At 43.8% G+C, this 12,892-nt stretch carries 14 protein-coding genes; 5 read left to right on the top strand and 9 right to left on the bottom strand.

Going from position 1 to position 12,892, the window contains the following annotated elements; all coding sequences use genetic code 11:
• Positions 1–4: 4 nt before the first annotated feature.
• From JOD82_RS18860 to JOD82_RS18845, 4 genes are all read right to left on the bottom strand, one after another.
• Positions 5–448: a HEAT repeat domain-containing protein gene (locus JOD82_RS18860; protein WP_029515623.1), complete on the bottom strand. Its 444-nt coding sequence runs from the start codon at positions 446–448 to the stop codon at positions 5–7.
• Positions 449–567: 119 nt separating this feature from the next.
• Complete coding sequence (locus JOD82_RS18855) at positions 568–909, bottom strand: cupin domain-containing protein (RefSeq protein WP_069012521.1); 342 nt, start codon at positions 907–909, stop codon at positions 568–570.
• A gap of 74 nt (positions 910–983) precedes the next feature.
• Entirely contained in the window at positions 984–2,234 is a 1,251-nt protein-coding gene (locus JOD82_RS18850) for a PTS ascorbate transporter subunit IIC (protein ID WP_029515625.1), read from the bottom strand.
• A 322-nt stretch (positions 2,235–2,556) separates the two neighbouring features.
• On the bottom strand, positions 2,557–3,579 hold the full coding sequence (locus JOD82_RS18845; RefSeq protein ID WP_039272991.1) for a substrate-binding domain-containing protein: 1,023 nt from the start codon (positions 3,577–3,579) through the stop codon (positions 2,557–2,559).
• Between the two features lie 374 nt (positions 3,580–3,953).
• On the opposite strand from JOD82_RS18845, the gene JOD82_RS18840 reads away from it, so the two are divergent.
• Together JOD82_RS18840 and JOD82_RS18835 are read left to right on the top strand one after the other, a co-directional pair.
• Positions 3,954–5,147, top strand: coding sequence for a glycoside hydrolase family 5 protein (locus JOD82_RS18840; protein WP_069012519.1), 1,194 nt, complete (start codon positions 3,954–3,956; stop codon positions 5,145–5,147).
• 215 nt (positions 5,148–5,362) lie between these two features.
• Positions 5,363–5,692, top strand: a complete 330-nt coding sequence (locus JOD82_RS18835) for a hypothetical protein (RefSeq protein WP_029515629.1) — start codon at positions 5,363–5,365, stop codon at positions 5,690–5,692.
• A gap of 145 nt (positions 5,693–5,837) precedes the next feature.
• Here JOD82_RS18835 and JOD82_RS18830 read toward each other — a convergent pair whose 3' ends face one another.
• Both JOD82_RS18830 and JOD82_RS18825 read right to left on the bottom strand, forming a co-directional pair.
• Positions 5,838–6,419: an NAD(P)H-dependent oxidoreductase gene (locus JOD82_RS18830; protein WP_029515630.1), complete on the bottom strand. Its 582-nt coding sequence runs from the start codon at positions 6,417–6,419 to the stop codon at positions 5,838–5,840.
• Positions 6,420–6,493: 74 nt separating this feature from the next.
• The gene (locus JOD82_RS18825; RefSeq protein ID WP_209949784.1) at positions 6,494–7,078 is read right to left on the bottom strand and encodes a TetR/AcrR family transcriptional regulator; all 585 of its coding nucleotides are present in this window, start codon (positions 7,076–7,078) and stop codon (positions 6,494–6,496) included.
• Between the two features lie 282 nt (positions 7,079–7,360).
• Between JOD82_RS18825 and JOD82_RS29285 the strand changes: the two genes are divergently transcribed.
• Positions 7,361–7,540: an oxidoreductase gene (locus tag JOD82_RS29285; RefSeq protein ID WP_238437886.1), complete on the top strand. Its 180-nt coding sequence runs from the start codon at positions 7,361–7,363 to the stop codon at positions 7,538–7,540.
• Here the strand turns inward: JOD82_RS29285 and JOD82_RS29540 are convergent.
• Entirely contained in the window at positions 7,518–8,159 is a 642-nt protein-coding gene (locus JOD82_RS29540) for a DUF4183 domain-containing protein (RefSeq protein WP_080658569.1), read from the bottom strand. The two genes, JOD82_RS29285 and JOD82_RS29540, sit on opposite strands and share 23 nt — an antisense overlap.
• A 446-nt stretch (positions 8,160–8,605) precedes the next feature.
• Here JOD82_RS29540 and JOD82_RS18810 point away from each other — a divergent pair, with 446 nt between their 5' ends.
• On the top strand, positions 8,606–9,019 hold the full coding sequence (locus tag JOD82_RS18810) for a DUF4183 domain-containing protein (protein WP_013311418.1): 414 nt from the start codon (positions 8,606–8,608) through the stop codon (positions 9,017–9,019).
• Positions 9,020–9,180: 161 nt separating this feature from the next.
• On the opposite strand, the gene JOD82_RS18805 is transcribed toward JOD82_RS18810, so the two are convergent.
• Positions 9,181–9,918: a cyclase family protein gene (locus JOD82_RS18805; protein WP_029515633.1), complete on the bottom strand. Its 738-nt coding sequence runs from the start codon at positions 9,916–9,918 to the stop codon at positions 9,181–9,183.
• A gap of 380 nt (positions 9,919–10,298) precedes the next feature.
• On the opposite strand from JOD82_RS18805, the gene JOD82_RS18800 reads away from it, so the two are divergent.
• On the top strand, positions 10,299–11,582 hold the full coding sequence (locus JOD82_RS18800; RefSeq protein ID WP_029515634.1) for a pectate lyase family protein: 1,284 nt from the start codon (positions 10,299–10,301) through the stop codon (positions 11,580–11,582).
• A gap of 148 nt (positions 11,583–11,730) precedes the next feature.
• Here the strand turns inward: JOD82_RS18800 and JOD82_RS18795 are convergent, their stop codons facing one another.
• On the bottom strand, positions 11,731–12,798 hold the full coding sequence (locus tag JOD82_RS18795; protein WP_029515635.1) for an ABC transporter ATP-binding protein: 1,068 nt from the start codon (positions 12,796–12,798) through the stop codon (positions 11,731–11,733).
• Positions 12,799–12,892: the final 94 nt, after the last annotated feature.

Genomic DNA, 12,892 nt, shown 5'->3' with positions numbered 1-12,892 from the left:
GAAATTACCTTGTGGATAATGAAGCCCATTTTTGCTCCAGCCACTGGTCAAATTCAGCGCCCTTGTCGCCTTCATAGATGTCATAAATATCGACTCTCATCTTGTGCAGCTTCTCGCGAAAATCGTTGTAGGTATGGTCGGCTGGCAAGCTTTTTTTAATCCGCACCAGAATTTTCGTCAGGCCCTTAACAAGCTCACCCTCTTTGCGCACAGGCGGCTGTACATTCTCGCCCCATTCCTGAAGTCTGCGGTAAGCGGCTTCCTGAACGGCATATACCGTATCATGATTCAAACGATGTGTCAGCAAGTCAATCGTCTGCTGGTTCTTCCATGCACCCAGATCATTTACCGCAGCTAGGCGTGTTTTCCAATCGGAGGTTCGGTTTGCAGCTACTTTAAGCTGCTCATATACTTCTGCAAATTCCTGCTGAGTTTCGTTGTTTTCCAAAATTGTCTCATCCTTTTCTAAAAATCACTATATTACTGTTCATCACGATTGCCGTTTGTTAAATATAACATACTTGCAGGTCTTCTTCTAAAAAAAGATAAAAATGAAATGATCGGACGTTACAGGAAATCTGCACGTGCGGGTGTAAATGCATCTAGCAGAATACCGCCATCCTCCAGTGGGATACAGCCATGAAGAGTATCGGATGGAAAATGGATGCTGTCTCCATCTTTGACGGTCTGGACTTCCTTGGTTTCGCCATTATCGATCATAAACTTAAAACTTCCCTTTATTACATAAGTGACTTGTTCATGGACATGCTTATGCAACAGGATCTCCCCTGTTTGGGCTTTAGCAAACATCACTTTGACATACATAAGCTGGTCGCTGTGGGCCAGCACTTTCCGGGTGGTATTACTGTCAACGATGTCAATTTGAATATCTTGGTCGTTAAAAAACATGGATCATTCCTCCTCTTTTTAAGCACAAATGATTTAGATGAGTTATTTTGAAAAAATTCATAAATCGGTTTAGTTTAAAACCAGCGAAAAATAAGCCAAAGTACTCCGGAAAGGGTAGTAAAGTCGGGATCGGCGAACGTTACCCCTTCGGCACCCAAAAAAGAAAAGAGCGGCAAGGTGAGAGCTGGTAGCAGACAGAGCAAGAATCCATTAAGACAACTGGAAATAACAGCTCCTCTAAAACCACCGCTGGAATTGCCGAATATCGCGGCTGCACCACCAGCGAGGAAGCAGGCCATGATCCCTGGCACAATGACAGGCAATCCGACAAACGGGAAAAGAAAGACGCAGGCAACGCCTGTGAAGAAGCTGACCAAGAAGCCTACCAACGCGGAATTGGGTGATTTGTCGAACAGTACCAGAACATCCACACCAGGGATTGCTCCAGGTGCGAACACTTGGGAGAAGCCTTTGAAAGCGGGTACAATTTCAGTTGTGAACAGCTTAACACCCGCTTTTGCGATATACAAGCCGGCTGCGAAAATAGCTGACTGTTCGAGGATGAAGACGATGTATTCTTTGCCATCCGATAATTTGCTGACATAGTCAGAACCAGCAACCAGTCCAGATACCAGCAAAAGCACAAGCATCGTCAAGGTCGTTGCAACATTGGGGTCGCGCAAAAAACTGATGCGGTCATTAATTTTTACATTTTCGGTGTCATTTTCACGGTTGCCGAACACTTTCCCTAAATAGGTGCCCAGAATGTAAGAGGTCATGGAAGCATGAGCAATCGTATAATCATCCGATTTAATAATGTTTTTGCTGGCATTTCGGAGTAGGTAAGGAAACACCGCCATATAGCTCCCAATGACCAAAGAACCGACGATGATCGTAGTCAGCGAACTGAGACCTAGACCTTTCATAACGGCTGTAGCGGCAAAGCTCATAAACAAAATCAAGTGAAGAGACAAATAAATGTACTTGAACTTGGTCAGACGTGCAAGCACGATGTTAAGGATCATGGAAAAGAGCAGAATGAGCGCAGCATCCGCCCCGATCTGATCAATGGTCAGTGCCATAATGGCTTCATTGCTGGGTACGACACCTTTAAGGTTGAACGCATAAGAAAAAATTTGGCTGAAGTTAGTGAGAACGCCTCCTAAAATGCCGCCGCCGACCTTGATCATGGTGAAACCCATGAAAGAAAGGGTAGTTCCCGTAATGATTTCTGATACTTTCTTCCTCTGAAATATAAGGCCGAGTAATGTCACAATCGCGATAATAATGGATGGCTCCCTGATAATGCTCATAAACATTTCCATAGTGATCTCCGACTTTCTTTTATTTATTTTCCATTCTTACTAAATCGATTTAGTAATACTCGAAAAAAATTTCCCTTCCGGGAATGTAAAAAGAAGAAGAATCATTTTTTTGTGAATTAAATCACAAATTACTCCATGCATTATTCGTTTGAGCTCTATTCCTCCCCTCTCTTCAATCACCATCATCACTAAATTCAGGACAACCATAAATGAAAGGGTATTCATGACTCGAATCATAAGATCATTATAGCTCTTTATTTTCTTTTTACAATAGAATTCATAAAAACGTTTTCAAAAAGATGAAAAGGACTTATTCAAACATTCAGTTCAGCTTTAGGACCGATTCTCTGTGGTTGATGACCGGATTCATACGGATGATTTCTGACAGCTCCTCATGATCCTGTTCTTTTTGATCAATTTTCTCCAGCAGTAGCCTGGCACTTCTTTTCCCCATTTCAAAACTCGGCTGGGAAACGGTTGTGATCGGCGGATTATAAAAAGACGCAAAGGATACATCATCTATGCCAATCAAGGAAAAGTCATTAGGTATGGTCAGATGATTATTTTTTGCATAAATCAGCACCTGCTCCAAAATCATGTCATTCGTAGCAATAATTGCAGTGGGCGGATTCTCCATGTGAAATAGTTGTCCAATCAGATTAGGCATTTCATCCAACCTGCCGCTTTTGATATAGTTTTCATTCACGGGTATGTCATGTTTACCCAGCGTATTTCGGTAACCTGACAGTCGCTCACTTCGTGTGGTGATCGCTTTTTTGCCTAAGGGGAACGTGATAATCCCAATGTTGTTATGACCATGCTCAATGAGTGCTTCAACCGCAAGCTCGCTGGCCTTTTCATTATTCAGTAGCACCGTATCTACGCTGAGTTCATCGATTTTTCGGTCCACAAACACGAAGGGATAGCCATTTTTGACAAGGGAAACATATAATTTCTTGTTCTCTTCCGTCGGGAAAATGATAAGTCCATCCACTTGCCGAGCAATCATCGACTGGACATACTTTTTCTCTTTGAGCGAATCATCATCGGTATTGCAGACAATGACCTGGACATTTTCCAGTTGGCATTCATCTTCAATGGCACGCACGACTTCTGTTGTAAATCTCGATAAAATGGTTGAAGAAATAACCCCCACAATGAAGGTCTTCTTCTGCTTGAGACTACGTGCCACCTCATTGGGTATATAACTGAGATCCTCAATCGCTTGCTCGATCTTCTTCTTGGTGTTTTCACTCATATAGTTGTATCTCTTTTGCAGAAACTGCGAAACTGTACTCTTCGACACCCCGGCACGTTCTGCCACTTCCTTCATCGTTGTTACCATAATTACCCTCCTTTCTTTTTTGCATGTCATGCGTGCTAATTTTCAAATATATATTCTGCAACCTGTATGTAAAGTGAATTTCACTTTATTATATACCTTCTTTTACAGCAGGAAAATATAATAAATAAAGAGTTAGAGCGTGCCTCTACTCATATACAAGCGCGGCCAAAAATATGGGGTGGAAACTCCCTCACGAATCTTTTACAAGGGGAACTTTCCTACTTAGCTTGATAATCCGTTGTTATAAATCTATTGATTTCGAACGAAATCTTAGAAATATACGAATTTTATGAACTTGTTTGATGGAAGATTTGAACATAAAATGAAAATGTAATCGGTTACAAATTCTTTTAAATAAAGGAGGAAGCAGAATTATGAAGAAAAAAGGATTAAAAAAAACATTTTTCGTCATTGCCTCCCTCGTAATGGGCTTCACACTGTATGGCTATACACCCGTTTCTGCAGATGCAGCCAGTGTGAAAGGATATTATCACACCCAAGGAAACAAGATTGTAGACGAATCCGGGAAAGAAGCGGCATTTAACGGCCTGAACTGGTTCGGTCTGGAAACTCCTAATTACACCTTGCATGGACTGTGGAGCCGCTCAATGGACGACATGCTGGATCAGGTGAAGAAAGAAGGCTACAATCTGATTCGTCTGCCTTACAGCAATCAGTTGTTCGATTCCAGTTCCCGTCCAGACAGTATTGATTATCACAAAAACCCTGATCTGGTCGGATTAAACCCGATTCAAATTATGGACAAGCTGATCGAAAAAGCTGGACAACGCGGTATTCAGATTATCCTTGACCGTCACCGTCCAGGCTCAGGTGGGCAATCCGAGCTGTGGTACACATCCCAGTACCCTGAGTCTCGCTGGATTAGTGACTGGAAAATGTTGGCTGATCGTTATAAAAATAACCCTACCGTCATTGGTGCGGATTTACACAATGAGCCACACGGTCAAGCAAGCTGGGGTACAGGCAATGCCTCCACAGATTGGCGTCTGGCGGCACAACGTGCAGGGAATGCGATTCTATCCGTGAATCCAAATTGGCTGATTCTCGTAGAAGGTGTAGACCACAATGTACAAGGCAACAATAGCCAATACTGGTGGGGTGGCAACCTGACAGGTGTAGCCAACTATCCTGTCGTTCTGGACGTACCGAACCGTGTCGTATATTCTCCACATGATTACGGCCCTGGTGTGTCTTCGCAGCCATGGTTCAACGACCCGGCCTTCCCGTCCAACCTGCCAGCGATCTGGGATCAAACCTGGGGCTACATCAGCAAACAAAACATAGCACCGGTGCTGGTTGGTGAATTCGGCGGCCGTAATGTTGATTTGTCCTCCCCTGAGGGGAAATGGCAAAATGCGCTTGTTGACTATATTGGTGCCAACAACCTGTACTTTACGTACTGGTCCCTGAATCCGAATAGCGGCGACACAGGCGGTCTGCTGCTGGATGACTGGACTACCTGGAATCGTCCGAAGCAAGATATGCTGGGTCGAATTATGAAGCCTGTTGTTTCCGTAGCCCAGCAAGCGGAAGCAGCAGCCGAATAGGCACAGGCCTTCAACTTCACTTAATTAAAAAAGCCGATTTCCCTCCTTCAGGCCAGATTATGCTGGGCTATGAAGATGTGGAGAAACGGCTTTTTTTGTTCTTCCAGTTTTACACATTGTAAATTCCCCATTGAATGGGTCATTTTGTAAACTAAATCTCTCTTTCAACCGATAAATACATATGTTGGATTTTAATTTAGAAAGGAAGTATTCATGTGATTATTTGGAAGGGTTTTGGTATTTTAAATATTATTATTCCAGGGATTTTATTTGTTATTGTCGGTAGTTTAGTATCCGCTCTAGGGCTTGACTCCATAGATTCCCGGCTGCCAATGGCTTTTGTGTTCATTGTGTCGGGAGTTATTATCTGGTATTTGGGGAAAGCACTCAACTCCGACTCGGACAAAGTGCTAGTTGATATGGAAACGGGACAACGCTATCGAATGGGAACCCAGCACAGTCTGTTTTTTATCCCTATGCATTATTGGGGCCCTGCAGGTCTAGCGATCGGATTTATTTTAATCGTTGCATCGATATTTATTTAACGTTGATTGCAAACATAAGCTATTCCGAACACCGCAATGCGAGCTAGTTGCTCCCATTGCGGTCTTTTTCCTTCTCGCAGGTCGATTATGCTCAGATACCGCTATGGTTTACCTGTAGGCCAATGGGTTTGGGTCAGGGGAACACCTAGCTCATGCTTCGACCTAGCTGCTCCACCTTGCTCAGCCAATCGTTGCGCTGCTGATCCGATAACTTATTCATAAGATCAATGGTCGTAGAACGCACTGGTTTGACACCACATAGATGCAGCGTGGAATCCTTCATCATCCGATGCCCAGGCTGTCCCTGGAAAAATCGGTAGTACCAGTGCGGACCGTCCATCGTTGTAATGAGGCGAGCTGTTCTTCCTTTTAGAAGCTTGTCAGGCAAGGATTTTCCTTTTTGATACTTAAACGCAAACCCCGGCATAATGGTACGGTCAATGAAGCCTTTCATTAATGCAGGCAAGCTGCCCCACCAGATTGGAAAGACAAAAACAAGATGTTCTGCCCATTTAATCGACTCCTGTGCTTGGATCAAATCAGGTTCCAGCGGCAATTTATTACGATATCCACCTAATAGATTTGGGTTAAAATCCAACGCGGATAACTGCAACAAACGAACCTCTGCTCCTGCAGCCTTCGCTCCTTTTACATAGGATTGAGCCAACGCTTCTCCATAACTGCCAGCGACTGGATTCCCTTGAATCACCAATATTTTTTTAGACATATAAGCCACTTCCTATCTTCACATTATGATTTTAGTTAGAAAACACTAACTTTATATTTAAAAAGAAAAGGTCACTACTGACCTTTACTTAATAAAGCTGTTAAACGTTGTTTGACCTCTGTTGCAAATGGAACCAACTGCTGTGGAAGTTCACCTTCCAGGCTGGATACGGACAAGCGTGTAATAGCTCCAATGATGAGCACACCGGATAGCTTAGCATCCTGCTTCGGCAGTTCACCTTGTTGAATCCCCTGTTCGATGAATTCAGTCAACGCCTCCAGCGGCTGACGCACATTCTGGCTCTGGCTTGCTTCAACATACAGCTCATGATGCTGTGATAGTAGAAGCAAACCATACTGGTCCTCATCATGCATATTCAGCACTTCATCCACCAGTTGATGGAAACGACTAACGAAGTTCCCACTCTGCTTGCGATAGAAGTCAATTAAGGTGGTGTAGCTATTGCAATACTGCCCAAATACTTCCAAGGCCATCGCATCTTTACTCTTAAAATGCTTATAAATCGCGGCATCCGTCACACCGGCAGCCTCTCCAATTTCTTTGACTGAAATCCCGTCAATTCCTTTGGTTGCAAATAAGCACATCGCTGCCTGCAGAATATCTTTCTTTTTGCTGTCTATATGTGTTTTCTTGTTCATAAAATTATAGTAAGTGATAACTAACTAAAATGCAAATTATATTTTTATGCAGGCTCATTCTGTCTTCATACTTTCATTTGATATATATTGTATTAAACCTAAATACCATGTTTTTATAAGTGAATGATCATAAATACAATTAATGATACGTGTATCGCCACATTTTATTCATATAAAATAGATATGTAATCGAATAAAACGGGCGCTCGGGCAGGCGGGACTCATTATGCTTAAGGTGCATGCAGTCACCCAGCAGGGAAAAGACTCAGGCAGTCTTGGCATATGAGCGACGAGCACATTTCCCCGCTGCAAAAAGTCGTGCACGCCATCCATAACCAAAGCTCCAAGGCCGGTCTTCAGCTTTGGCATGTCGGACGCAAAGGCTCGTTGCCCCAAAAACAGCTGTATCTGCCTCTGGGTTGCCTCACCGCGAACAGTATCATCCACTGGCTCGCACACTAAATTGAACAATTTCCACAATAATAGGTGTGCCGGAGGAAATTGCCTCCCCTTCGTTAAGGCGAATCGTCAGCGATTCAGGTGTCAGTCTATACAATGTGCTTTCTTGTATCATTCCATTAATGTATAGATTGGCATAACTGTTGCTTCCGACATTAAACCGCTGAAAGGGCTCCTGTACACCATCTACAGAAAATTGATCCGCCATAATCGTGATTGAAGACTCAATTGTAGCAGGTGCAAAATAAAAATATCGCTCGGCTATGGGTATAATTTCAATATTTGAAATGTCAGCTGCCGGACCGGTTGGGCCTGTTATTCCTTGGGCTCCGGTTGGGCCCGCTATGCCCTGTGCTCCAGTAGGGCCGGGTGCACCTGTTGCACCTGAACTACCTTGGACGCCAGCCGGACCTGGCGCTCCCCGTGTTCCTGCTGGACCCTGTATTCCTGGTATTCCTTGGACTCCCGGTGTTCCCGCAGTTCCCGGTATGCCTTGTGCTCCTGCTAAACCTGGAATACCTTGTACCCCTGTTAACCCGGCTTCGCCTTGCTTCCCTGTCAAACCAGGAATACCCTGTGCTCCTGCCGAACCTGGAACACCCGGCTTTCCCGTCTTGCCCATTCTCCGCCTCCGCTTGGTAGGAGTATTTCTACATCTCCGTTGCATGATTAGCTTTGGATGCTTTTTGGCATGGAACCCCGTTTTTGTTCTACCTTTGAGTGAATAACTTGTTTTACACTTTTTACGTTTGTTGATCTTGCAATGTACGGTTCTTTTTCCTTGCCTTCTTAGTGATGAATCGCGTCTCCTCATACCAGTCGTATACACCTCCTTCTCACATGCTTATTTATGTATTGTATGCATATCCCTCTTTAGGGTTTTAGGCATTTGTAGGATGCCGATTCCAAGTATTCGCTTCCATCTGTATTTGTAGCAAAATAGGCCTTCTCCATTCACCCTATTATTAATAGAAAGGTTAATATGCCGTTTCCGAATAGGTTGAGAAATCATTTATTGATTAAGAGCCACCGAATGGCTCATACCAGTAAAGAAAGGAGATGAAAACTATGCCCATCATAAAACCTGTGTACACAGCAGTAGCTACTGCTCCCGTAGCAACTGGTGGTGCCATAAGCACGACTGTAACCCCAGCCGTGACTCGTTTTTTTGCAACAATTACAGCCGGGATGATCGGAGCAACAACAACAACTATTCCTGCTGCAAGCTTCGTAGATGACGCCGACGCTCCAGTAGTTGCTTTACCAACATTAACGGCTACTGATTCTGCTAATTATTATATTAATGGAGTTATTCAGCAGAGTTCCTTATTCACCCTGACCACGGCAAGTCTGGTCATTGCCTCTGTAGATATTACACCAGGTGTCCCCGCTGTCATAGAAATATCTGATTTTAGCGGCACAACCTCCACCATATCAACTCAGCCCACCATCTCTGCCCCTACCGTAACAATTATCACTTAAGACGTTTCATCCTTTTGATTCAAGATGGACTGAACGGTCATTCACACTGTACATTACCCCGTATAAGCTAGAAAAGACCGATTCAGATGTCGATATCTGAATCGGTCTTTTAAGCTCAAGATGAATATACAATCGTTTTCAAATGACTGGGTACTGTATGATTAAGGCAAAATAGCAAAGGAGCGCACTGGAAATCCGGGGGAATCTTGAATGCTCGGAACGATATTATATATGACCGCGCCCGTCGGGGGCAACTTGTCCAAATTTGTCAGCATCTCAACTTGATACCGATCCTGCTCCAATATGTAATATTCCCCTACCAGCTTGCCAGCTTTGCGATAAGCTACAGAAGAATCCGTATCTAGCGTTTCATGTCCAATGGCAGCCACATTCCGTTCTTCTACCAAAAAGCGTAGCGCCTCTAGCGACCAGCCCGGACAGTGTGCATCTCCGGCGTCATCCTTGTTCGAGAAGGCATCTGAATCAGGCCAACGTTTGCTCCAATCACTGCGAAAAGCGACAAAGGACTGATCAGCAATGCGTCCATGCTCTTTCTCAAAGTCCAAAATATCCGCAACCGTAAGCTCATAGTCAGAATTAGCTGCAACGGCTGCTGAACGGTCAATGACAACGAGCGGCAAAACCAGCTCCTTCAATGAAAGCTCATGCAAGTAACGTTTGCCCTTCACAAAATGAACGGGTGCGTCAATGTGAGTCCCATACTGACCTGGAAAGCAGTATTGTTTTACAAAAAAGCCATCGTCGTGGGTAAACAGGGTATCCACCTGAACATTATCGAATACTGGAAAATGAGGGATTTCAGGATAAAAAGCGTGGGACAAATCTACCCACTCTTTTTGCTTCAACAACTTCAAGATATCTGCTAAATGCTCTGCCATGATGCCCATTCCTCCTCAGCTTTATTACAAGCCATTTTACCTGAGGATTCTGCAAAAATCTATAAATCGACCTTCCAGAATGTATAGATTGAAATCGTTAACATTTTGAGAAAAAACACAAAAACAATTCCATATATTCATATATACATTTCCTATTCCGTGTGATTGTTAACGTTTTCATTATTACATATACGTCTTGATTGGAAAAAGTAGGGGTCTATTGAATTATATAAAAAATTCGACAAAAATTTTAGTATGTAACTTTTATTATATTAACAAATACTGGAACACGAAGTATGATAGAAAATGTAGAAACCACAGGAGCACCCGGGACTCCCTTCGTTTGTCTACTCTATTCATCCAATATACGGAGGTATTTTATGAAAAAGAGATTTTCACTCGGAATTGCAGCAGCTCTGCTATTCACTACCCTGTCCCCTCTTGGTTCACCTGCTCATGCAGCCAGCGATATTGGTAAAGAAACGCTTGGTAACAAAAACGGTTGGGCAGCCTTTTCTACAGGCACAACAGGCGGAGCTGCAGCCTCTTCTTCTAATATTTTCACCGTAACGAATCGCAAGCAATTAGTCGATGCTTTGGGCAAAAACAGCAATAGTACGCCTAAAATCATTTATGTCAAAGGCACGATCAACGCCAACGTCGATGACAATAACAAGCCGTTGGGATTGAACGATTACAAGGACTCTAAATATGATTTTGACGCCTACCTCAAAGCTTATGACCCATCCACTTGGGGTAAAAAGGCTCCGTCCGGCACATTGGAAAAGGCACGTGAGGCTTCACAAAAAAATCAGGCCAGTCGTGTCGTCATTGAGATTCCTTCTAATACAACGATTGTCGGTCAGGGTAGCAATGCCGTCATTAACGGCGCGAACCTTCAACTAAAAAAAGGGACAGATAATGTCATTATCCGTAATATTGAGTTCCAGGATGCCTACGATTATTTTCCTCAATGGGACCCAACGGACGGCAGCACAGGCAATTGGAATTCGGAATATGACAGCATTACAATTAACGGCGCCACACATGTATGGGTAGACCACAATACCTTCAATGATGGATCTCACCCAGATAGCCAAAACGGCTCCTTTTACGGTCAAGAATACCAGCATCATGATGGGCTTCTCGATGTGATTAACCAGGGCGATCTGGTTACGGTTTCTTACAATCATTTTTACGATCATGATAAATCATCGATTATTGGCAACAGCGACAGTAAAACAGCAGATGAAGGGACTTTACGTGTAACCCTGCATCACAATTATTATGAAAACACGGTACAACGCACACCACGCGTGCGGTATGGACAAGTCCATCTGTACAACAATTACTATACAGGTGATGTAAAACGCTCCGAATATCCTTCACTGTATATATGGGGCGCAGGTAAATCCTCCAAAATCTTCGCCGAAAACAATGTTATTGACGTTGCCGGTTTATCTGCAGCTAAAATCGTGACTGTCTTTGGTGGAACTGCCCTGTCAGATACGGGCACAATCCTGAATGGACAAGCTGTTAATGCAGGCTCCAGTGCGGGTCTTAGCTCCTCTGTAGGCTGGAAACCATCGCTGAACGATAAAATTTCCCCATCCGCCAGTGTGAAGGCAGAAGTCACTTCCCAAGCTGGCTCTGGTAAGCTGTAAACACTGCCCATTAACACAAATAACCGCAGACGCATACAACCTGCGATTTTACACCAAAAAGGCTGCTTCCTCCGTAGAATGATTCCACACGGAGAGAACAGCCCTTTTTTTTATTTTTCATTTTTTTAATTACAAATTATAGCGCACATTAACTACCGTATTGTTCTACCAAAACCGGCTTTTCAAATGCGTTATCCAGCTTGCGAAGCTTAGCCTTTACCGCATCTGGTGGCTCAACCGCTGGCGCATCTGGATGCAGCAACCATGATTTCACAAAATGCGTATCGGATAATTGAAAGAGTGGAGGCTCTTTCTCAAAGTCAATTTTCATAGCATAAGAACTGCGAGCTGCAAAAGCATCCCCTACAGGTGGGTGAAGCAGATCCGGAGGTGTTCCCGGAATAGCTGCCAGCTTCTGACCATGGCTGTCCAAACTTGGCATAGAGGCGAGAAGGCCCCATGTATATGGATGTTTCGGGTTGTAGAAAATTTCATTAACCGTACCTGTTTCCACGATTTGTCCTGCGTACATAACGGCAACGCGATCAGCCATCTTCGCTACAACACCGAGGTCATGAGTAATAAAGATGATGGAAGTATCAATCTTTTTCTGAAGATCTTTCATCAGTTCCAAAATTTGAGCTTGAATCGTTACGTCCAACGCAGTCGTCGGCTCATCGGCAATCAGAAGTTTCGGATTAGCAGCCAATGCCATCGCAATGACGACACGTTGACGCATACCGCCACTAAATTCATGCGGATATTGGTTAAAACGCTGTTCAGGATGTGGGATACCTACTAGATTCAGCAACTCAATACCCCGCTTGCGAGCAGCATCCTTGGATATTTTTTCATGCTTGAAAAGCACTTCCGTAATCTGCTTGCCCACTTTCATCGTCGGGTTAAGCGAAGTCATTGGGTCCTGAGAAATCAGGCCAATTTCCTTACCACGAATTTTTTGCATCTGCTTTTCCGTTTTATTAATCAGCTCTTGTCCGTCAAACATAATTTGACCCTTTTGATAAATGCCCGGAGGGGTCGGAATCAACTTCATAACAGCTTGTGAGGTTACGCTTTTACCTGAGCCGGATTCGCCCACAATCGCCAGCGTCTCTCCTTTATTGACATGAAAGTTTACGCCACGAATGGCCTGCACTAGTCCCTGGCGGGTCTTGAAAGATATCGTTAAGTCCTTCACTTCCAAAAGGCGGTTCATCTCATCACTCTTTCATTTATTATTCATCACTATTATTGACCACTATCTAAAAAAACGACGTCCATGAGTCAAGGTATATACGATTAATTTTACT

It is taken from the genome of Paenibacillus sp. 1182, from assembly GCF_017833915.1.
Classification (GTDB): Bacteria; Bacillota; Bacilli; order Paenibacillales; family Paenibacillaceae; genus Paenibacillus; species Paenibacillus polymyxa_D.
This window is presented reverse-complemented; position numbering and strand designations above follow the sequence as displayed.

What these genes read in the sequence shown, in the direction of transcription:
- JOD82_RS18855 (WP_069012521.1), bottom strand. Translation starts at nt 909, where the DNA reads ATGTTTTTTAACGACCAAGATATTCAAATTGACATCGTTGACAGTAAT.
- JOD82_RS18850 (WP_029515625.1), bottom strand. Translation starts at nt 2,234, where the DNA reads ATGGAAATGTTTATGAGCATTATCAGGGAGCCATCCATTATTATCGCG.
- JOD82_RS18845 (WP_039272991.1), bottom strand. Translation starts at nt 3,579, where the DNA reads ATGGTAACAACGATGAAGGAAGTGGCAGAACGTGCCGGGGTGTCGAAG.
- JOD82_RS18840 (WP_069012519.1), top strand. Translation starts at nt 3,954, where the DNA reads ATGAAGAAAAAAGGATTAAAAAAAACATTTTTCGTCATTGCCTCCCTC.
- JOD82_RS18830 (WP_029515630.1), bottom strand. Translation starts at nt 6,419, where the DNA reads ATGTCTAAAAAAATATTGGTGATTCAAGGGAATCCAGTCGCTGGCAGT.
- JOD82_RS18825 (WP_209949784.1), bottom strand. Translation starts at nt 7,078, where the DNA reads ATGAACAAGAAAACACATATAGACAGCAAAAAGAAAGATATTCTGCAG.
- JOD82_RS29285 (WP_238437886.1), top strand. Translation starts at nt 7,361, where the DNA reads ATGAGCGACGAGCACATTTCCCCGCTGCAAAAAGTCGTGCACGCCATC.
- JOD82_RS29540 (WP_080658569.1), bottom strand. Translation starts at nt 8,159, where the DNA reads ATGGGCAAGACGGGAAAGCCGGGTGTTCCAGGTTCGGCAGGAGCACAG.
- JOD82_RS18810 (WP_013311418.1), top strand. Translation starts at nt 8,606, where the DNA reads ATGCCCATCATAAAACCTGTGTACACAGCAGTAGCTACTGCTCCCGTA.
- JOD82_RS18805 (WP_029515633.1), bottom strand. Translation starts at nt 9,918, where the DNA reads ATGGCAGAGCATTTAGCAGATATCTTGAAGTTGTTGAAGCAAAAAGAG.
- JOD82_RS18800 (WP_029515634.1), top strand. Translation starts at nt 10,299, where the DNA reads ATGAAAAAGAGATTTTCACTCGGAATTGCAGCAGCTCTGCTATTCACT.
- JOD82_RS18795 (WP_029515635.1), bottom strand. Translation starts at nt 12,798, where the DNA reads ATGAACCGCCTTTTGGAAGTGAAGGACTTAACGATATCTTTCAAGACC.